22 protein-coding genes are annotated in these 19,021 nt (G+C 41.9%); 8 read left to right on the top strand and 14 right to left on the bottom strand.

The genetic code is table 11. The features are described 5' to 3' along the window. On the bottom strand, nucleotides 1-455 hold a 455-nt coding region (locus tag H6G48_RS20580; RefSeq protein WP_190723028.1), incomplete at its 3' end, for an RNA-guided endonuclease InsQ/TnpB family protein. A gap of 90 nt (nucleotides 456-545) precedes the next feature. On the opposite strand from H6G48_RS20580, the gene H6G48_RS20585 reads away from it, so the two are divergent. Together H6G48_RS20585 and H6G48_RS20590 are read left to right on the top strand one after the other, a co-directional pair. Beyond that, nucleotides 546-1,799, top strand: a complete 1,254-nt coding sequence (locus H6G48_RS20585; RefSeq protein ID WP_190723029.1) for an FIST signal transduction protein — start codon at nucleotides 546-548, stop codon at nucleotides 1,797-1,799. Between the two features lie 38 nt (nucleotides 1,800-1,837). Next, the gene (locus H6G48_RS20590; protein ID WP_190723030.1) at nucleotides 1,838-2,551 is read left to right on the top strand and encodes a Uma2 family endonuclease; all 714 of its coding nucleotides are present in this window, start codon (nucleotides 1,838-1,840) and stop codon (nucleotides 2,549-2,551) included. On the opposite strand, the gene H6G48_RS20595 is transcribed toward H6G48_RS20590, so the two are convergent. The 10 genes from H6G48_RS20595 to H6G48_RS20640 all read right to left on the bottom strand — a co-directional run bounded on the left by H6G48_RS20595 (nucleotide 2,548) and on the right by H6G48_RS20640 (nucleotide 11,614). Further along, entirely contained in the window at nucleotides 2,548-3,327 is a 780-nt protein-coding gene (locus H6G48_RS20595; protein WP_190723031.1) for a DUF1350 family protein, read from the bottom strand. The genes H6G48_RS20590 and H6G48_RS20595 overlap by 4 nt on opposite strands. Nucleotides 3,328-3,570: 243 nt before the next feature. Next, complete coding sequence (locus H6G48_RS20600; protein WP_190723032.1) at nucleotides 3,571-4,119, bottom strand: response regulator; 549 nt, start codon at nucleotides 4,117-4,119, stop codon at nucleotides 3,571-3,573. A 250-nt stretch (nucleotides 4,120-4,369) separates the two neighbouring features. Continuing rightward, on the bottom strand, nucleotides 4,370-6,148 hold the full coding sequence (locus H6G48_RS20605) for a S8 family peptidase (protein WP_190723033.1): 1,779 nt from the start codon (nucleotides 6,146-6,148) through the stop codon (nucleotides 4,370-4,372). Nucleotides 6,149-6,283: 135 nt separating this feature from the next. Beyond that, nucleotides 6,284-6,718 (bottom strand): VOC family protein, encoded by a 435-nt coding sequence (locus tag H6G48_RS20610; protein WP_190723034.1) that lies wholly within the window; start codon nucleotides 6,716-6,718, stop codon nucleotides 6,284-6,286. Nucleotides 6,719-6,966: 248 nt separating this feature from the next. Next, nucleotides 6,967-8,322: a 5-histidylcysteine sulfoxide synthase gene (gene ovoA, locus H6G48_RS20615; protein WP_190723035.1), complete on the bottom strand. Its 1,356-nt coding sequence runs from the start codon at nucleotides 8,320-8,322 to the stop codon at nucleotides 6,967-6,969. Nucleotides 8,323-8,362: 40 nt separating this feature from the next. Further along, nucleotides 8,363-9,373: an L-histidine N(alpha)-methyltransferase gene (gene egtD, locus H6G48_RS20620; RefSeq protein ID WP_190723036.1), complete on the bottom strand. Its 1,011-nt coding sequence runs from the start codon at nucleotides 9,371-9,373 to the stop codon at nucleotides 8,363-8,365. Nucleotides 9,374-9,602: 229 nt separating this feature from the next. Beyond that, a complete protein-coding gene (locus tag H6G48_RS20625; RefSeq protein WP_079207459.1) occupies nucleotides 9,603-9,887 on the bottom strand; it encodes a DUF7734 family protein in 285 nt (94 codons plus the stop codon). Nucleotides 9,888-9,922: 35 nt separating this feature from the next. Then, on the bottom strand, nucleotides 9,923-10,513 hold the full coding sequence (locus tag H6G48_RS20630; protein WP_004159290.1) for a DUF3177 family protein: 591 nt from the start codon (nucleotides 10,511-10,513) through the stop codon (nucleotides 9,923-9,925). A gap of 175 nt (nucleotides 10,514-10,688) precedes the next feature. Further along, nucleotides 10,689-10,913 carry a Calvin cycle protein CP12 gene (locus H6G48_RS20635; protein ID WP_002781201.1) on the bottom strand — a complete coding sequence of 75 codons (225 nt, stop codon included), beginning with the start codon at nucleotides 10,911-10,913 and terminating at the stop codon, nucleotides 10,689-10,691. 383 nt (nucleotides 10,914-11,296) lie between these two features. Continuing rightward, the gene (locus tag H6G48_RS20640) at nucleotides 11,297-11,614 is read right to left on the bottom strand and encodes a DUF4164 domain-containing protein (RefSeq protein ID WP_159290913.1); all 318 of its coding nucleotides are present in this window, start codon (nucleotides 11,612-11,614) and stop codon (nucleotides 11,297-11,299) included. 233 nt (nucleotides 11,615-11,847) lie between these two features. Between H6G48_RS20640 and H6G48_RS20645 the strand changes: the two genes are divergently transcribed. Together H6G48_RS20645 and mutL are read left to right on the top strand one after the other, a co-directional pair. After that, nucleotides 11,848-11,976, top strand: coding sequence for an element excision factor XisI family protein (locus tag H6G48_RS20645; RefSeq protein WP_004159297.1), 129 nt, complete (start codon nucleotides 11,848-11,850; stop codon nucleotides 11,974-11,976). Between the two features lie 12 nt (nucleotides 11,977-11,988). Then, nucleotides 11,989-13,641 carry a DNA mismatch repair endonuclease MutL gene (gene mutL, locus H6G48_RS20650; protein WP_190723037.1) on the top strand — a complete coding sequence of 551 codons (1,653 nt, stop codon included), beginning with the start codon at nucleotides 11,989-11,991 and terminating at the stop codon, nucleotides 13,639-13,641. Between the two features lie 139 nt (nucleotides 13,642-13,780). On the opposite strand, the gene H6G48_RS20655 is transcribed toward mutL, so the two are convergent. Next, entirely contained in the window at nucleotides 13,781-14,887 is a 1,107-nt protein-coding gene (locus H6G48_RS20655; RefSeq protein WP_147069186.1) for a sensor histidine kinase, read from the bottom strand. Between the two features lie 701 nt (nucleotides 14,888-15,588). Between H6G48_RS20655 and H6G48_RS20660 the strand changes: the two genes are divergently transcribed. Continuing rightward, on the top strand, nucleotides 15,589-16,005 hold the full coding sequence (locus H6G48_RS20660) for a DUF1816 domain-containing protein (protein WP_190723038.1): 417 nt from the start codon (nucleotides 15,589-15,591) through the stop codon (nucleotides 16,003-16,005). A gap of 26 nt (nucleotides 16,006-16,031) precedes the next feature. On the opposite strand, the gene H6G48_RS20665 is transcribed toward H6G48_RS20660, so the two are convergent. Both H6G48_RS20665 and H6G48_RS20670 read right to left on the bottom strand, forming a co-directional pair. Continuing rightward, the gene (locus H6G48_RS20665; protein WP_004159306.1) at nucleotides 16,032-16,226 is read right to left on the bottom strand and encodes a hypothetical protein; all 195 of its coding nucleotides are present in this window, start codon (nucleotides 16,224-16,226) and stop codon (nucleotides 16,032-16,034) included. Nucleotides 16,227-16,699: 473 nt separating this feature from the next. After that, nucleotides 16,700-17,515 carry a PEP-CTERM sorting domain-containing protein gene (locus H6G48_RS20670; protein ID WP_190723039.1) on the bottom strand — a complete coding sequence of 272 codons (816 nt, stop codon included), beginning with the start codon at nucleotides 17,513-17,515 and terminating at the stop codon, nucleotides 16,700-16,702. Between the two features lie 131 nt (nucleotides 17,516-17,646). Between H6G48_RS20670 and H6G48_RS20675 the strand changes: the two genes are divergently transcribed. From H6G48_RS20675 to H6G48_RS20685, 3 genes are all read left to right on the top strand, one after another. Beyond that, a complete protein-coding gene (locus H6G48_RS20675; RefSeq protein WP_190723040.1) occupies nucleotides 17,647-18,165 on the top strand; it encodes a helix-turn-helix domain-containing protein in 519 nt (172 codons plus the stop codon). Between the two features lie 71 nt (nucleotides 18,166-18,236). Beyond that, on the top strand, nucleotides 18,237-18,536 hold the full coding sequence (locus H6G48_RS20680) for a type II toxin-antitoxin system HigB family toxin (RefSeq protein WP_002788853.1): 300 nt from the start codon (nucleotides 18,237-18,239) through the stop codon (nucleotides 18,534-18,536). Continuing rightward, nucleotides 18,520-18,918 (top strand): helix-turn-helix domain-containing protein, encoded by a 399-nt coding sequence (locus H6G48_RS20685; RefSeq protein WP_002788855.1) that lies wholly within the window; start codon nucleotides 18,520-18,522, stop codon nucleotides 18,916-18,918. Before H6G48_RS20680 ends, H6G48_RS20685 begins: the two co-directional genes overlap by 17 nt. The last annotated feature ends 103 nt before the right edge of the window (nucleotides 18,919-19,021 follow it).

Here is a 19,021-nt window from a genome sequence, read left to right on the forward strand (position 1 = left end):
ACTGTTACTGTGCTTGGTTCACAGCTTTCTGGGATTTGTCTTGACCATCGAATAGGTAAAGGTTCTGTGCATTTAGCTAAATAGATTTGTCTGTCTTTGAATTTAAAAGCAGACTTAGTAAATTCGGCACTTCCTCCTTGATGTTTTTTCTTAAAGTTAGGATACTTAGTACGACCAGCAAAGAAGTTAGTGAAAGCTGTTTGTAAATGTCTTAACCCTTGTTGTAAAGGTACACAGCTTACTTCATTGAGAAAGTTTAATTCTTCTTGCTTTTTCCAATCGGTTAGCATTGAAGAAGTTTGAGCGTAGCCTACTCTTTCTTGCTTTTCGTACCAAGCTTGTGTTCGTTCGTGGAGAGCTTTGTTGTAAACTAATCTTACACAGCCCAATGTGCGCCGCAATAGCGACTCTTGTTCGGGTGTTGGGTAAAATCGAAACGAGTAGGCTTTTTCCATGTCTCACATTTTAGCATATATTTCGTAAATGTGCTAATATTTAACAGTAAAGCCGTCGTAGAACGACGGGGTTTCAGACCCAAATTTTCGATGAGCGATCGCATCGAGTGGATTAATGCCCTATCAACCCGTCCCTCCCTAGAAGCGGCGGTGACGGAGGTAGTGGAAAAAGTGCAAGATAAATTAGTTGGATCGGCAGATTTAGCCATAATTTTTATTTCTTCTGCCTATGCCAGCGACTATCCCCGTTTAGTTCCCTTAATCTTGGATAAACTCTCCGTTCCTGTCCTGATCGGCTGCGGTGGGGCGGGGGTTGTCGGCATGGATGACAGGGAAAAAGCGCGAGAAATCGAAGCGAGTCCGGCTTTAAGTCTCACCGTCGCCCATTTGCCCAATGTGGAAGTACAGCCTTTCTATATCGAAGCGGCGGAAATGCCCGATCTCGACAGTTCCCCCTCTAGTTGGACAGAATTATTAGGGGTAGAAGCGGCCAAAAATCCCCAATTTATCCTTTTAGCCGATCCTTTTTCCAGTCGCATCAATGATCTGTTAGAGGGTTTAGATTTTGCCTACCCCAGTTCGGCCAAAATCGGCGGTTTAGTCAGTGGTGGCATGATTGAACGTTCTGGGGGTCTATTCTACCACGATCAACAAAAACCCCGTAATACCTATCTCTATCGTCAGGGAACCGTAGGAATCGCCCTTTCTGGCCATATTATCGTCGAAACTATCGTCGCCCAGGGTTGTCGTCCCATCGGACCGATTTATCAGGTGAGTGAGGGAGAACGCAATATTATCATCTCCATGACCGGTAAAGGGGCCGATGGGACCGCGCAACCACCTTTAAATCTACTGCGGGCTTTAATCCCCTCCTTGAGGGAAAAAGACCGAGAATTAGCGCAACACTCCCTTTTTATCGGTATTGCTAGGGATGAGTTTAAAATGCAGTTGCGGCCCGGAGATTTCTTAATTCGCAATGTTTTGGGAGTAGATCCTCGCCAAGGTGCGATCGCAATTGGCGATCGAGTTCGTCCGGGGCAGCGGGTACAATTTCACCTGCGCGATGCCGAGACTTCCGCCCTAGATTTAGAATTACTTTTGCAAGCTTTTCCCCAAGAAAAACCCGCTAGTTCAGATATACTAGGAGCTTTGATCTTTTCCTGTCTCGGTCGCGGGGAAAATCTCTACGAAAAACCGGACTTTGATTCGGGTCTTTTTCAGCGTTATTTCGCCAATATTCCCCTCGCTGGCTTCTTTGGCAATGGAGAAATCGGGCCAGTGGGCGGTCGCACTTTTTTACACGGTTATACTTCGGCCTTTGCCCTCTTTCGTCAGGGAATTTAATGCTATACTAAATAGTTAGTACGCTAGGGAGTAGAACGATGGTAAAAGCGATATCTTTCTCTGAGTCGGAGATTATCTATCCCGATAGTGACGGTAAACCGATGGCCGATAATACCAAACAGTTTCGCTGGATCGTGACGATCAAGGAAAATCTCGAATGTTTATTCGCAGAGAATGACAATGTGTTTATCGCCGGCGATCTGTTGTGGTATCCGGTCGAGGGGGATAATAAAACCTGTCAAGCGCCGGATGCTATGGTGGTGTTTGGCAGACCCAAGGGCGATCGAGGTTCCTATAAGCAATGGTTAGAGAACCAGATTGCGCCGCAGGTAGTCTTTGAAATTCTCTCTCCGGGCAACACTAAAGCGGAAATGCGCCGAAAATGGCAATTTTATCAGCGTTTTGGCGTAGAAGAATATTATCTCTACGATCCCGATGCTAATTATCTACAGGGTTGGTGGCGAAGGGGTGATCGATTGGAGATGATTCCCGCGATCGATAATTGGCAGAGTCCGCTTCTACAGATTCGTTTTCAACTGGAGAGTCCCCAGTTAGCTATTTTTTATCCCGATGGCTCGCGGTTTTTGACCACCCTAGAAATCAAGCAAAAAGCTGAATTAGCCGAACAACGAGCCAATGCCGCCGAACAGCAAGCCCAACAGGAACGTCAACGGTCCCGGGAAGCTGAGGCAAAATTAGCCCGCATAGAGGCGCAATTACGGGCCCTGGGGATTAATCTAGAGGAAAGCTAACGAGAGGCTGGAAGGACGGGATTTAACCAGTGGAGAATCTCATCTTTGAGACGGGAATTATCCCGGGCAAGTCCCTGTTTTAACCATTGGCCGATCGCATCGAGGGGAGTAAATACTTCTCCGGTTTGCCAACTGACATCTTGACTCAAGGGAGTGAGATGATTGCCCGGGAGAGTTCGCAGGGCAATTAAATCATTAAAGCGTTTTTTTAGCAGGGGATTTAATACCAGAGATTGATCGATCGTGTCGTCTTGAAAACGGATTAAAAGATTGCGACGAATGGCATAATCTTGGAAAATTAACTCGTTTGTTTCTTCGGGGGAAGGGGTAAATTCGAGGTTAAAAGTGGTGTCAATTTGCAAAGGTTCGATCAAGGGAATAGCTCGACGAATGGGATAATTATTAAAGGAAATGAGTATATTTCCCGCCCGTTCCACTTCGTAGAGACTACCGATTAATAAATGTAGTTTACACCCCATACTGTGACCCAATCCGTAGATGGGGAGATAACCTTGGGGCAGACTATGATTCCAGCGCAGACGTTCAATAATATTATCAAAACGGTTTAAAACAGTGCGGGCGATCGATTTATGATCGAGGGTATTAACAAAGGGAGTAGCAACAATAGCGTATCCTGAATTCCCAAGACTTTCTAATAACCAACGATAGGTAATATTCGGGGCTGCCGCCACAAATGCCCCCCCTAAAAAGTGAATGATACCCCGGGGACGACGGGGGAGAAAAACCCAATTACCTGCTATTTCTTGCCAATTCATACTAAATCCAGTTATTAAAGACTGATTATCTATTCCTCTTTTTGCATGAGTGCCTCTTGCATGAGTGCCTATCCTTATAAGTAGCCTATACTCAACGGATTTAGTATTAGTCACTCACCAAATAAAGACTACTTCATATTATCCTAAATCCTGTTTAAAAGGGATAGGAGATTAGCCAGAGATTGGCACCGCCAGATCAGGATAACTGCTGGCCCAAGTCATCAAAAATCGGGCTGAATAGTTCTAGGCCAGTTTTTTCTTAATAAAAGCCACTAATTGAGACATTTGTTTCTTCATAGTTTCCATTTCTGTTTGCATTTGGGCAATTTGGACCCGGAGAGTCTGAATATCGGTGCTATAATCCCCGGTGAGTTCCTCTAGTTTCGGGCTAAAAACTGTTGGTTTGGGGGAATATTGTTTGGCCTTAGCCCTCGCTTCTTTAATCGCTTGTACCAATTGTTTTTGGTCGAAAGGCTTCTCAATAAAGGCAAAATGCTGGAAAGGTTCGGGGATTTTCTCTACTACCTCCTCTTTCCGTCCCGACATTAACACTAGGGGGATACTTTTGAGATTATCTTCGGTTTGGATTTGCTGAAACACCTCCCAACCGCTCATTTTCGGGAGAAGGAAGTCCAAAATAATCAAATTCGGGTTTTCGGTACGGATGAGATTATAACCCTCTAATCCGTCTTTAGCTTCGAGAAATTCAAAGTTACCCTCTGGTAACATATCGCGAACGTGCATCCTGATCACTTTACTGTCATCGATAACGAGAATTTTATGATTTGACACGATAGACACCTTAGAAAAGAGACAATAGATAAACTCGATGATTCGAGGGGGTATTGGGGGAAACTTTCGAGATAGGGATTGGGGATTCCCAAAAAACCCTTAGAAACTAACATACACCATAAAGAAAAAACCTCGGTTAATGTCCGAGGCTGCTGTTGTAGGAGAACTCAATGCAAAACAAAAGGAAGATACCAAAACCAAAGAGGTTTTTATCGGTAAATCACCCTTATTGTCCCATTGTAACCCCTGTTTAAGCGTATCGGGATGAAGTAGCACTTTTTAGGGCTAAATAACCTAAACCGAGACATAAAAGCGCATTTACGCCCAAAAATGTCCGAGCGATCGTACCAGAACCTAACCAGATCAGAGTAGGATCGATAACAGCACTGATACCTAAAGTCACCGCCATGGCTAAAGATACCCCCACCGCTAACCATTTTGCTTGGGGATGACCCAAAAGCAGCGCAATCAGGACAAAGGGCAGGATAACACTAGCAAAAAGCGGATTAAGGGCAGAACTTCCCTGAATAACACCTCCTAGGTCAGAAAGAGAACTCCCCATCACTCGGAAAGGCCATTGGGGTAAATCGAAGATATAAAGACCTCTGAGGAAAAATAAGCCAGAACTGCCAAAAATCAGACCAGCATTGAGAAAACCATTCCAAGAGAAGGGAAAATAATTTCTCAGTAGCCAAGCAAGCAAGTAAGAACCCAAAACCATGCCAATTTTGGGCAAAACCGCCACCGCGCCGCCATCAATCCAGAAACGGGGATTGAGATAACCGTTATCGCGCAACCAACGCCAAAAATCCCGGAAAGTAATCTGTCCTTTCAGGGCCAATTGTAGGGCATTGCCCGCGTCTAATTGTCCGGCCCCAAAATGATTAAAGGGATCATCATTAATCTTACGGGCCGACTGTTGCAAAACCTCTAAAACTGCATTGGGTTCTTTAATTCCCGCAGCCTTGATTAAAGCTACCACCCCGGCAACGTGAGGGGCAGCCATGCTGGTTCCCTGAAAACCGAGGAACGCCGGTTCCCCCCCCTTAGCCGGATCGATGGTTTCTTGGACAATTTTACCCGTATCGGAGCCGCCTGGGGCAGCAATATCGATTCCGGCCCCGAAATTAGAATAGGGGGCTTTATTTCCGGAGGCATCTACCGCAGAAACGCCGATAACGTGCGGAAAACGGGCGGGATAGGCGGCGGAATTATCATCGGCATTACCGGCAGCGGCGACGATTACCACACCTTTACTATAGGCATATTCGATCGCCTCTTTCATTACTTGGGTTTCGCCTCCACCCCCTAAACTCATATTGATGACATCGGCTTTATTATCGACGGCAAAACGGATCGCTTCGGCAATATCTCCCACGGTTCCCCCACCCGTCCCGGAAAGCACCTTGAGGGGCATAATTTTGGCTTTGTAGGCGATGCCGGCCACCCCGTAGTTATTATTGGTCGATTGGGCAATTGTTCCCGCTACATGGGTTCCGTGACCGTTATCGTCCTCGGCATTGCTGCGATCGTTGACGAAGTCGTAGCCTTCGACAAACTCGGTTTCTCGCAGATCGGGAACTATTGATACACCTGTATCAATAACAGCGACGGTGATCCCTTCACCGTGATTTTCTTCCCAAGCACGTTCGATGTTAATTCCCCTTAGGTTCCACTGTTTGCTATAGTCGGGGTCATTGGGGGCGATAAAAGCATGATAAATATAATCGGGTTCGATCGATTCGGTGTATTTTTTTAGGTCGGAATTGCGGAGATTTTTCAGGAGTTTGCTATCTCCATCGATAATGTAAAGATGTTCATCGATGGAAAAAATACTATTTAAACTGGTGGTTTTTCCCGCTTTTTTGTTGATAGCATTTAACTGCTCATCGAGGACGCTGACGGGTATATCGTCTTTAAAGTCGATCAAAATTGATTGATATTCGCCCCGATTTGCTAATCCAGTAAAGTTAAAGAGAGCAAATCCTAGACCGATAATGAATAGGGTTAACAATAAAAGTTTTTTCATAGATTTCCTAAGAATTGATCATTGCCAGCCAAGGTTTTTTTAGTTTTGATGAGAAAATCTGAGCGAAGTTCCCCTATTTTTGTCTCGGTTAAAGATAGAACTAACCAGTTACAAAAAAGTCACCTGTTGTTTATTTTAAGCTCGATCGCCGATCGCTGTTAATTGCCGACTGGCAAAAATAGCTTCGTAGTGGCGATAATGTTTAAATTCCAGGAGATTATAGAAAGGATCCTCCAGGAAAAAGGTTTTATGTTCGGTTATCTCCCCAGTAAAGCGAGTTTTTGGTTCTAGATAAAATTTTAGTTGATTGACTCGCGCTTTTTCGAGAAGATTGTCCCAATCGCTGGCATCCGGCAGAATTAGACCAAAATGGCGAGGATAAATGCTATTTTGGGGAGTAAGAGGCATTTCGGTGACGTGAGCGACTACCTGATGACCGGAGAAATTTAAGATTATCGCTTTCTCGGTTTCCCTTCCTGCTAAACAACCTAAACCATCACAGTAGAAGCTTTTAGCGGTGGACACATTGGTAATCGGAATAGCGAGATGAAAAATTGCAGGTTGATTCATGGCGATCGATTTTATCCGCGCTCTACTAGGTTCTATTGTAGCGATCGAGGGGCAACTGTTACAGGAATTTTTTAAAAAATTGGCAATTACCTAAAGTTGGCCGAATGAATCTAAAAACCTTGTTGGATAATATCTTTAGGCTTTTTTGACATCAAAAAGTGCTGGCCTTTGCAGTAATCGGGGGGGAAAATTAGGCACTTTTTCCCTGAAAATGGGTAAAACCCCACACCCCACACCCCACACCCCACCTAAAGACTTTGTGCGATTCTAAAACCAGCGTGTTGATAAAAATTCCGGCGAAACCAATTGCGATAGTAGGGTAGGATTTCTGTGCCGTTAGTTACCCAAGCTCCTCCTAACATCATTTTATGTTGACTATTAAAGAAAGGAGTGGAATTGTCAGCATAGAGGTAATGGGGTTGAAAGTCAGTTAAGGGATTAAAATCATCTTCTAGCCATTCCCAGACGTTACCGCGTAAGTCATAAATTTCTGAGTTATTGCCCGCATTTTTTAACATTCCTACGGGAGTGGGAGAACAGAATTTTAAATTGAGGTTATAGTCCTCAAAGTTATCGTTTTCTAGGGTATAACATCGATTTTTTTGACTGCCATAGGTGACTAAATTCCATTCAGCTTCCGTCATTAAACGTATTCCTTGACCTTGAAAACGACAGTAGGCGATCGCTTCATAATAGTTAACTTCTACCGGCCAATCAAGAGGTAAATCGAGAACATCAAACATGGCTCGATATTGATAATTTCCTCCCTCATCTACCAGCCAAAATTTAGGATATTTGACTCGGTAATGATTTTTCCATTGCCAAGCTTCTTCATCCCAATAGCTGGGATTTTCGTAGCCACCATTATCGACAAATTCTTTAAATTCTCCGTTGGTAATCATATATTTACTCACCAGAAAATTGTTAACTTGAACTTGACGATAACCATACTCGTTATCCCAACCATAAATAGGAGAATCTTGGGGTTTACCAATTTCCACTATTCCCCCAGAAACCTCCACCATTTGGTTAGGATAAGCTTGACCAAAAGAAGGGGCATAATGCCACCCTTGAGGACGTTGCAGACGCTCTAAGGGCAGTTGTCTGAGTAACATTGAAGATGTTTCAAAGTGAACACGCTGATGCTCAATTCCCATCATTAATGACCAGAGAGAATGCTGAGGATGAATAGGAAGATTAAGGGGGGTATTTTTAATTATTTCGACCACAATTTCATAGACTTGTTGCCGATATTCCCAAACCTTAGCCACCCCGGGCCACTGAATATGGGCGATAGCAGAGTTTAATTCTGCGGGAGTTGCCGGATCTACTCCCACTCCAAACAATAATTCGTAGTCAGGATTAGGGCTTTTTTTTAATAGGTTAACCAGCTGCAATTTATTAAGATAAAAAGCGGCAGCATGACCTAAATAAAAAATGAGGGGATTTCTTAAATCGTCAGGGTTACAATAAAAAGCTTCTTCTTTGATGATGCTTTTTAACAGCATATCTTCTAATTGCCAAGCATTTTCAAAATAGTCCAGTAGATTTTCTCGACTACATTTATTTAGAGATATAGGAGCCTGTGCTTGAATCTTTTCCATGTTTTTATGCCTCTATTACTGATGATAATGTTTTCGTTATTTACAGGTATAACTGACAGAGAATTAACCCGAATAAATTTTCAGGATCGGTGAAAACCCTAAGGGGTTTTAATCCCTTTGATTCTAGGTCTTTTTCCATAGTTTCTAGGTTAAATTTACGCGAAATTTCTGTCAAAATACTTTCTGATGCTTGAAAATTAACTGTTAAATCGAGTTTTTTAAGATGAACATGGTGAGTTTTTTGACAAATTAAATACATTTCAATTTGGGATTTGTCTTGATTATAGATAGCTTGATGACTAAATAAATCAAGGTTAAAATCAGCTTGAAAACGCCAATTTAAATGGGAAAGCATATTTAAATTAAAAGCTGCTGTCACCCCTTGGGCATCATTATAAGCTGCTTCTAGAATTGCTGACGGTTTTTGGAGATCAATCCCTAATAAAAAATAATCTCCAGCTTTTAGGACAGTGGCAATTTCTTCTAAGAATTTATCACATTCAGATGCAGAAAAATTACCGATAGAACTTCCCAAGAAAAAAATCATTCTGGTATTATAGGAAGTGTTTTGATAATAAGCTAAGGCCTGTTCGTAGGTTCCAATTAACCCCTGAATGGGTAAATTAGGATATTCTTTTTGTAATTCTATGGCACTAGCTTTGAGAATAGTTTCACTAACATCGATAGGTACATATTTAGAGGATTTTTGTTGCCGATAATAAGCGTCCAATAACAGACGAGTTTTCGTGGAACTACCACTACCTAATTCGATCAATTCGCAGGGACCTGTATAGGCGACAATTTCTTGAGCATATTCTTGGAGAATAGCGGCTTCTGTCCTAGTGGGATAGTATTCTGGTAATTGACAGATTGCTTCAAAAAGTTGGGAACCTTGCCGATCATAAAAATATTTAGATGGTAAACTTTTGGGGGTTTTAGTTAATCCTTTAATCACATCTTTTCCCTCGTCTTTAACCATATTTTGACCGGTGGCAGAGGTAACTAAATACTCAATTTGTAATAGTTCTTGTTTAGATGGGTTAAGTTGCATAGATTCTCCGATTATTCTCCAGTTTTTTGATTGTTCTCGATCAATGCCGAGGATGAAATCCACTTTGACAGCTTGAATACTGGCAGCGATTATTGTTCTTTGGTAATTTTACCACTAAAACGCCGCAAAATTTACCTCTTGTCTAGATAGACAAAGTTTATGGATGGTAAATAAAAGCTGTTAAATCCATCGAGATGGGTGCTGATATTATCCAAGCAAAATTACCGTTTCAATTAATCAGTAAAGATTGCATTTCCTCTAAGGTAAGATTTTCTTGGATATAGCGAGGATTAAGGGGATGATAAGGACTAGCAAGACGATCTATCTTAATAACTCTAGCAGTTTCAGGAATGATCGGAATATCGGGATCGTAGGGGGTGCTGCGGGTAAGGGAACTAGAAAAACCTTTAAAAATAGAGATTTCTTCCTCCTCCCCATCCACAGCAATAGTCACTAATAAAACCTCTTGGGGATTTTTGAGGGTGTATTGTTCGAGTTGTCTACCAATATTCATAGAAAAATGGCTAATTATCGATAGCTAAAGACCTCCTATTGTAAAGCTGAACGTCCCTGTTTGCCAAGGCGAATAAGAAGAAAATGGGCAAAATAGAGAGTATAAAAAGAGAGACCAACTAAACCAAAAAAGCCCAAAACATTAGCGGTAGCTTCTGAATGAAAAATCTCGCGAAACTGCCAAGGTGCTTCCTGCCAAACTTGACAATAGGGAGAATTTAGCAATTCCCCTGACATAGCACAGGAGAGAAAAGGTAAGGTAGAAATCGCGCCCAAAGGACAATAAATCGTTACTGCCCAACGCCAAGCAGTGGTGACAAATTTAATTGGACTGGCGGGTAAATCTTTAATTTCATCGTTAATATCCACCCAAAACCAGAGGGAAATCGGGATTAAAATCTTAGCTAAAAAACTGGTAACAAAACCAATCGGCCAGGAAGCGATCATTAAATATACAGTAATTAATAAAAGACTAGCCACTCGCCAATAGATAATCAACAATTTTTGTAATGATTCGATTTTTGCAAATAAAGACCAAATTAACAAAATTGCCGGAATAATCACCGTAAATAGGACGGCTAAACGATAATCTATCCAAACGAGAGGACGAAACCAAAGTTGATTCATAAACTATTCAGACATAATTACACTGTCAATATTTTACTGTCTTCGGACGCAGGAGCCAAAATCGGCCACAGCTTGACCAACAAACAAAAAAACGAGGGGCGATCCCTTTATAGCTGAGATCGCCCTAAAGCTAGGATTCTACTGTGAGGAGAGAAAAAACCGCTGCCTGACTGCATTAATCTTCATAAATGCGACACTCGGCGGCATCGGGATTAGAATCACAATAATTTTCGAAGTAGGTTTTTTGGGGGTGGTCCTGACGTTGGTGAGCGGCTTCTGCTTGTAATTCTTCCACCGCATCCCAAGCGGCGGCGCATTCGCCAGAGGTGGCACCTTCCGTACTACAGACGGCTCTGGCGTTTTCTAGCTCTTCTTGAATTTTATCTTGGATATTGCTCATGATTCCTCTGGAATTGATCTATTGACACTCTAACAATTATACAGTCACGTTCTCAAACCACAGGATCGGTTATCCCACTCGATCGCCTTTCCTGTGCTATGAAGCCGATCCTAGCGCAATTTTTCGGGAATTTAACATCAAGATTTCCTGACCGGGCCAATTTTTAGCCTACATTCCGCACTGGAGAAATGCCAGAGAGATTTCTCCCCGACATAGACAGCGAGCAGAACCATATATCGACTTATTTAGGCCGTCTTACACCAAATCCGTTTTTAATAGTGTGATTAACTGCCAAGTTATCGATTGTTTTTCCCCGCTCCAGTGCTTTGGCACTCACCTACTCTCCTATACCTTTTACACAGGATTTAGTATCATTCTAGGGACTAGGGGAAAAAGACTGTTTTGCTGGCAATAGTCAGCATTCCTGTCACCAAAATGCCGACAATACTAAGGAATCCAATGGTGGTAATGTTGACTCGTGCGTTGAGATCGTCAACCCGCTTTTCTAGTCCCATAACTTTGGCATCTAAGGCCTTAATATCTCCTTTAATTTCTCCTAGACTGTTCTCGATCGCTTTCTGTCCATTTTCTAGGTTTGTCAGTCGGGACTCGATCGCTGTTAGTCGGGATTCGATCGCTTTCTGTCCGCTAACGATTAAATCTTCTAACCTTTTCAGATCATTCTCGGTAACTGCTGTCATCAGTGACAATCCTCTTAAAGTTGAATTTTTCCTAGTCTCCTAATCAATACTCTATCAATATTTTCTCGGTCGGGGACTCTTTCAAACAGTAATTCACAAAAATCAGATTCCCTACTGAGAGCGCCTAGTGATCCCGTCAAAACTGAAACATTTTTTGATTCGGTTACGGGGACAGCAGCACGGGCATTTATGGCTGTATAATTCCCGTTGATATTATTAGTAATAAAATCTGAGTGCAGCAGGACGGCACGGCAGCAGCGATCGCTGATAAATTGGTAGCTAGGGGAGTCCCCAAACAAGACATCGTTTTAGCTTACCATGGGCCCCCTGTGCGACAATATACCGAGTTTGCCCTTGGCTAAAACCATTAATTGATGACTTTGCCCATACAAGTTTTACCCCAAGACGTAATCGATTTAATTGCCGCAGGAGAGGTAATCGACTCTTTAGGCGCTGTGGTGCGAGAATTAGTCGAAAATGCCATTGATGCGGAGGCCGATAGGATTACCATCGATATATCTCCCCAAAACTGGCGAATACAAGTATCGGATAACGGTGGGGGAATGTCTAGAGAAGATTTGCAACTGTGTAGCTATGCCCACAGTACCAGCAAAATCCGCCAACGGGACGATCTTTGGCAGATTACCAGTCTCGGATTCCGTGGTGAAGCTTTGCACAGTATCGCACAGGTGGCGCATCTGCGGGTTGCCAGTCGCCATGACGATGATTTAGGTTGTTATTGTCTTTACAATCACCAAGGCGAGCCGGGTAATTTAGAAACGATTCCTATAGCTATCGGTACTATCGTCACGGTAGAGAATCTCTTTGGTAACTTTCCCGTGCGTCGTCAAGCTTTACCGTCAATTAACAAACAATTAAAGGATATACAGACTTTAATTCATAATTTTGCTCTCTGTCATCCCCAAATTACTTGGCAGGTTTTTCAAGATCATCAAGATTGGTTACGCATTAGTCCGGGTAAGGATGCCAGTCAAATATTACCCCAATTAGTTAAATCTCTGCATTTGAACGATTTAGTATCCCTAAAACTTGACTTAACGACTCCTGACGCAGAATCTGCTCAAATTGAATTAGTCATTGGTTTGCCCGATCGCATTTCTCGCCATCAACCAGATTGGGTTAGAATTGCTGTTAATGGGCGAATGGTGCGCTCATCGGAGTTAGAACAGGCAATATTTGAAGCTTTCGCTCGCACAGTCCCTAAAGATCGCTATCCCGTTTGTTTTCTCCATCTACATCTTAACCCTCGTTCGATCGATTGGAATCGTCACCCAGCCAAAGCGGAAATATACCTGCATAACCTCATTTTTTGGCAAGAACAGATAATTTCAGCCATAGACAAGGCGTTAGGACTAAATCCCGAACATATACCCGAAAAAGCGCAAAATCAGCGCGTCAGTCAAATTCTCAAGGCTGCCGAAGAAAAAAGCACCTATACAATAGGGGAGAAATCCCCGAAAAATCGGCTGGAATTAAAGGCAGTAGCCCAAATTCACCAAACTTACATAGTTGCCGAACATCCTCACGGATTATGGTTAGTCGAACAACATATTGCCCATGAGCGGGTTTTGTACGAACGTTTAGAGGATAACTGGGAAATCGTGCCGTTAGATACTCCGATCATCTTAAATCAGTTAACTACTCGACAAATCGAACAATTACAACGTTTAGGATTAGAAATTGCTAGTTTTGGCGATCGCTCTTGGGCAATTCGTAGTATTCCTGTTCTACTAAAAGAACGCGAGGATCGGGCTGATGCTTTACTAGAATTAAGTTTAGGGGGGGATTTACAAACCGCTCAGGTGGCTACCGCTTGCCGGAGTGCTATCCGCAACGGTACAGCTTTAAGTTTAAAAGAAATGCAGAATTTACTCGATGATTGGCAAAATACCCGTAATCCCCGCACCTGTCCCCACGGAAGACCGATTTACTTATCCTTAGAAGAAACTTCCCTCGCTCGCTTCTTCCGTCGTCATTGGGTTATCGGCAAAAGTCACGGCATTTAATCAGTTATCAGGAGATAGGAGTCTCCGAGTCTCCGAGTCGGGAGATAGGGAGATAGGGTGATAGGGATTTAGGGGTTTAGGGAAATTTCAGCCAAATGCTCCACTTCCCCAGTTCCCCAGTTCCCCACTTCCCCATCTCTCAATTGGGAGATATTGCTAGGGAAAAACGGAAAGTGCTGCCTTTACCTAATTCACTTTCCACCTCGATTTGACTTTGGTGTAATTCCACTAAACGACGGGTAATCGCTAAACCAATACCACTACCCCCAGAATAACGGGAACGAGAACGATCGGCCCGCCAAAAGCGCTCGAAAATAAAGGGTAAATCCTCTGCTGCGATGCCAATTCCTGTATCGATAACGGCAATTTGTAGGCGATTTTTGTCCCTTGTCACTTGCAGGGTAATTGCACCATTATCGGTGTAACGAATGGCATTACCGAGCAGATTAACTAAGATTTGTTCGAGGCGATCGGGATCGGCCATGACAGATGGTAAATTGGGGGGACAATCTAACTGTAAAGTCGGTCCATCTTCTAATAATTGATCGGCAAATTTTTCGATGAGAGAATTTAACAAAGGCAATAAATTAACAGGTTGCATTTTAATCGATAGATAACCAGATTCCGCTCGCGATAGCTCCTGTAGATCGTGGGTTAAACGTTCTAACCTGCGGGTTTCTTTCACTAATTTCTGATAAAGTTCTGGATTAGGTTCGATCGCACCATCGGCTAATTCTTCTAAATATCCCCGTACCACAGTTAAAGGGGTGCGTAATTCGTGGGTAAGATCACCGATTAATTCCTGGCGCCGTTTTTCCACATCGGCTAAACTAATCGCCATCTGATTAAAACTGATGGCTAATTGATTTAATTCTGGGATTTCGCTTTCTGGAACTCGCGCCGATAAATCCCCTTCAGCAAAATTTTTAGTGATTTGTTTCATTTGTTTTACCGGTTTCATAATGCGTTGAGAAACCAAAAAACTCAGATAACCAGCCGTACTTCCTCCCGCAATGAATGACCAAATGGCACTACTATCCCAAGCTGTCTCAAAACCCCTAACCAAGAAAGTTCTCGCTGATCGCACGGTAAAAAATCCCTGCCTTTCTAACTGTTCCAAACGCAAAACAAACATTCGCGGAGAAGATAATTTAGCAATGATAATAAAGCTACTCAATCCCACCACCATAACGAGGAGATGGGATAAAAATAATCTGGTTCCTAAGCTTAATTTTGGTGGCTGCATATTTGTTTAAAAACTCTATTTGTTGTCAATATTATTGAGAGACTGCTGCATAAATATAAAAACCTTTGGCTCTTCTCGACTCTGTGTGATAATGAGTGCTGATCATTCGTAGGAGTTTTGCTAGGCAAGGCTTTGAAGACTATATTTCTGGAAAATTATCCCTATTCTTCTTCCTTCCACACAGAAACCAGAAGAGCCAACCTTTTTGGCTAATATCTTTTGGTCTTTTTGAAATCAAAAAGTGCCAGCCATTGGATTGTTCGGTGGGAAAATTTAGGGACTTTTTCCCTGAAAATTAGGTAATTCGCCAATTCAAAAATGGGGAAAACCCTACACCCTACACCCCACACCCTACCCCTAGGAAAAACTTTTTGCCGCAAACCCTATTGACAGGGTTTCTCATAAAGATGAAGTATAACAGTATTTGGCATCGACAAAACAAAAACTTTGTACCTCACCATTAAGATAACGTCCCTAGATTCGGCTACAGCATCATAAAGAACTCTATCGGGTTCTTCTTGTTGAAGAATCTCTCGTCAAGCTATGCTGTGAGGGGAGAGTAGGTCAAAACCTAACTTTTTGCCGCTCTATGCTATGGTATCAAGATGCGCTACTCTGTTAGGAGATGATTTTGCTTGAGTCATCTGCTCAAAGTAGCGTCTGTTTTTTAACCCTTACCCTTAAAAGAGAATCTTTTCTGTATGCTAGAGGCTAATAATCAGGGAGAGAATCAAATATTTCTCTATGAAGTTGTTTTTTCCGGTTCTTCTGGCTCTTTGCCTCAACGCTTCTCCCGGACAGTCCTGCGAGTACCTAAAAACCGCATGAGTCAAGAAACACAGCGCCTCCTGCGCCAAGGGGCTAAGATTCTCAGTATAAGGCCTCTTGACCCAGAAACTGCCCCGATTAAGCCTAGTTTACCACCTCAACCTTGGTGGATAGAGATCACCACCACTCAGCCGAAATGTCTCTATTATTTCGGTCCTTTCGAGAGTTTTTCTGAAGCTTTATCCCATCAATCCGGTTATATCGAAGACCTCCAATCGGAATCTGCCCTGGGAATTAACAGCGAAATTAAACAATGTCAGCCAGAGGTTTTAACTCAAGAAGATTTTTAATATATGGTATCTAATTTTACAGATTTTTAGGAATAGTTAGTTTCCTCTTGTTTTCGTTTAATAATGCCTTTACCCTCACAGAATTTACAGGGGACGGATTCATTCTCCGTCTCTAGATAGATTCTTTCTTTGCCCTGGCAGTGGGGACAGATAACTTTTTCTTCCCACCAATAATTCTCTAAAAAAGCCTCATCGGTAATATAGGTAAAATCTTCAAACATTGGCTTGTCCTCTTATCGTTGAGATAGCTTAATCTGGATTCATCTTTCAACCTGAGAAATTGAAAATCACTTTTACCCCCATCGTAAAAAAGATCGGGTTCATTCTTCTTGAAACTTAAATTACTTCATATTTATTTATGTTTATTAATATATGATGAGTGTTCACTATCAATCGGGTGTATCTCATATTTGTGAATTTATCTCACTTATGGTGATCAGCAGAAGTTATACTAAATCCGTTGAGCATAGGCTACTTATGAAGACAGGCAAAAGGCACTCATGCAAAAGGGGGAATAAATAATCAGTCTTTAATAACCGGATTTAGTATAACGATTCTGGTTCCAATCACACAATTTAGAGAACCGTTAAAAATCTATGAACTCCCGAAAAGGCTTGCCATATAAGCATTTCACATCTAAGTACAATTGCTTATTGCAAAAGTGGGATGCTCCCCGGGAGATCGGGAGAATCTATTACATCCAATTAGCTGAAACAGTCCGCTTGCAGATTGCACCTAGTCCAAATAAACCAAATCCTAATAAACCAAAGACAGTGGAAGGTTCAGAAACAGGTTGACTAGATTGGGGAACAAATCCATATTCTAAGTGATCTACTCCAAAGCCTACATTGATCAAAGTCTGAGATATTGAGATAGCTGAAATGCCTGCTAAATTGATAACTCCAAAAAAGCGATCATCAACTGTTGTTCCGTCGTTTCTGGTATCGCCAATCTGTCCCTGACCAAGTGCAATAGTACCTAAAGAATTTCCTTGTGCATCAAACCCTTCAAAAGTTAGTGGTGTTTGATCTATTCCGCCAAAGCTTGAATATGAATCTGTCCAGACAATACCTACATGAGTAGGAAAGTTTCCTAAAGTATTGGCATTAAAAGTAAATTTAAAGCCTCCTATTATTCCATTACCTACTTCAACGAGATCATGACCTTGTTGCCCGTTTCCATCAATCACTCCGTCGTCAATATCAACAGAATCTGTATAAAAACCTGGACCTTCCACGCCCAATGGTAAGCCACTAGCACTAGAGGCTGTAACACCTGGCACATTCAGGGAACCATCCTCAAAATTCTCAAGGTAAAAATAGCTAAAGTTAACATTTTTAAATGGACTATCATTAAAGCTAAGATAAGGAGTTGGTCCGAGTAATGTTGGAGCAGAATTTACAACGGGAGTTTCAATGACTGCACAACCGAGGAAAACTCCAGTAGCTAGTGTTATGGTGGTAATTTTATTAGCCATTCTTTTAGCCTCATCAATTCCTGCTTCAAGCATAAGCCTGATTTCAGCTAATCTAAAGTCGGATGGTGGCGGATAAAGGCGGGAGTTTTATTAATAATCTTGACAAAAAGCGGATTATAGCGGATAATAACGGGTGGGCGTTAGAGGTATGAAGCAACAGGTTAATGGACGTACAAGCGGTGTCGAAATACGTGGATGACCTAGTTTTCGCACAAACGGGGCAACATCTTGACAGTCTGCAAGTTGCGATTCTGAAGGGAGTCCTTAAGGGAAAAAAATATACCCATATTTCTGAAGAATATCATTGTTCGGCAGGGCATACTAAAGATGAAGCTTATCAACTGTGGCGCATTCTTTCCGAAGCTTTAGGAGAAGATTTAAATAAGTCTAATTTCCGTGCTACTATTGAAAGATTAGGAGTGGCAAATGCGTACTCCAATATGGTTAATCCTGTGCAAATCGGTAACATTAACCTCTGTGCTAATCCTTCACAAAGTTATGAGACAGAAAATATTGAATCAATAATAGAAGAAACTGCTATACCTTATGTTAAAGAAAGCCTGACAATTCTGGAAAGAGAAAGACAAAAAGCAAAACTAGAAATTATTCCAAACTTAGTCGAGCTTGGCTTGACGGCCGAGCAAATTGCTAGTACGTTGGGATTGTCTCTTGAGCAAGTTTAAAAATGTATTCCTTAATTTTATTTAATGAGCATTGTCCACACAATAGAGATAATTTATGTTTGTTTTTATAAATGCACGTCATCAGCTATCGAAGATTACGAGAATTTACGAATAAACACGCTGATTCCCGAATAGCTTTAGAAAATTGGCATAAAATTGCCAGTCAAGCAATTTGGTATAATTTAGTTGAGGTTCAAACAGTATTTCCCCAAGCAGAAGCAGTTGGTAATTTTACTGTTTTTAACATTAAAGGAAATCGTTATCGCCTTATAACCAGTATCGATTATCAGAAGCGGCTAATTTATATCAAGTATGTTTTAACTCACGCTGAATACGATAAGGAGCAATGGAAAAATGACCCTTACTTTTAATCCAGAAAAATACAAAGAATTACTAGCTCGCCATTTACCTAAAGTTATCAGAACAGAAGCAGAAAATGAAAAAGCTCTGGTTATTGTCGAAGAATTGATGCACCGTCAGCATCGAACTCCCGAAGAAGATGAACTTTATGAGCTTCTAATTTTTTTAATTGAGAATTTTGAAAGAAGCTTTTATCTACAAGAATCAACCACACCTAATTCTATGTTATTGTTTTTGATGGAGCAACAAAGCGTTAACAAGAAAGACATAGCCATAATCCTTGGCTCTGACAAAATTGCTTCTAGTTTAATTGCAGGAAAAGGGTCAATTAGCCAAGAACAGGCGAAATTATTAGGACATTTCTTTCATGTAGATTATAGTTTGTTTATGTAGGGTTTGCTGAAAAAGTAGGGGCGAAGCATTCGGATAGGAAATCTACAGTTTCAGCGATAGGTTATGCCCGAATGCTTCGCCCCTACAAGACCACGATTCTCTG

Source organism: Microcystis flos-aquae FACHB-1344 (genome assembly GCF_014698375.1).
GTDB classification, from domain to species: domain Bacteria; phylum Cyanobacteriota; class Cyanobacteriia; order Cyanobacteriales; family Microcystaceae; genus Microcystis; species Microcystis aeruginosa.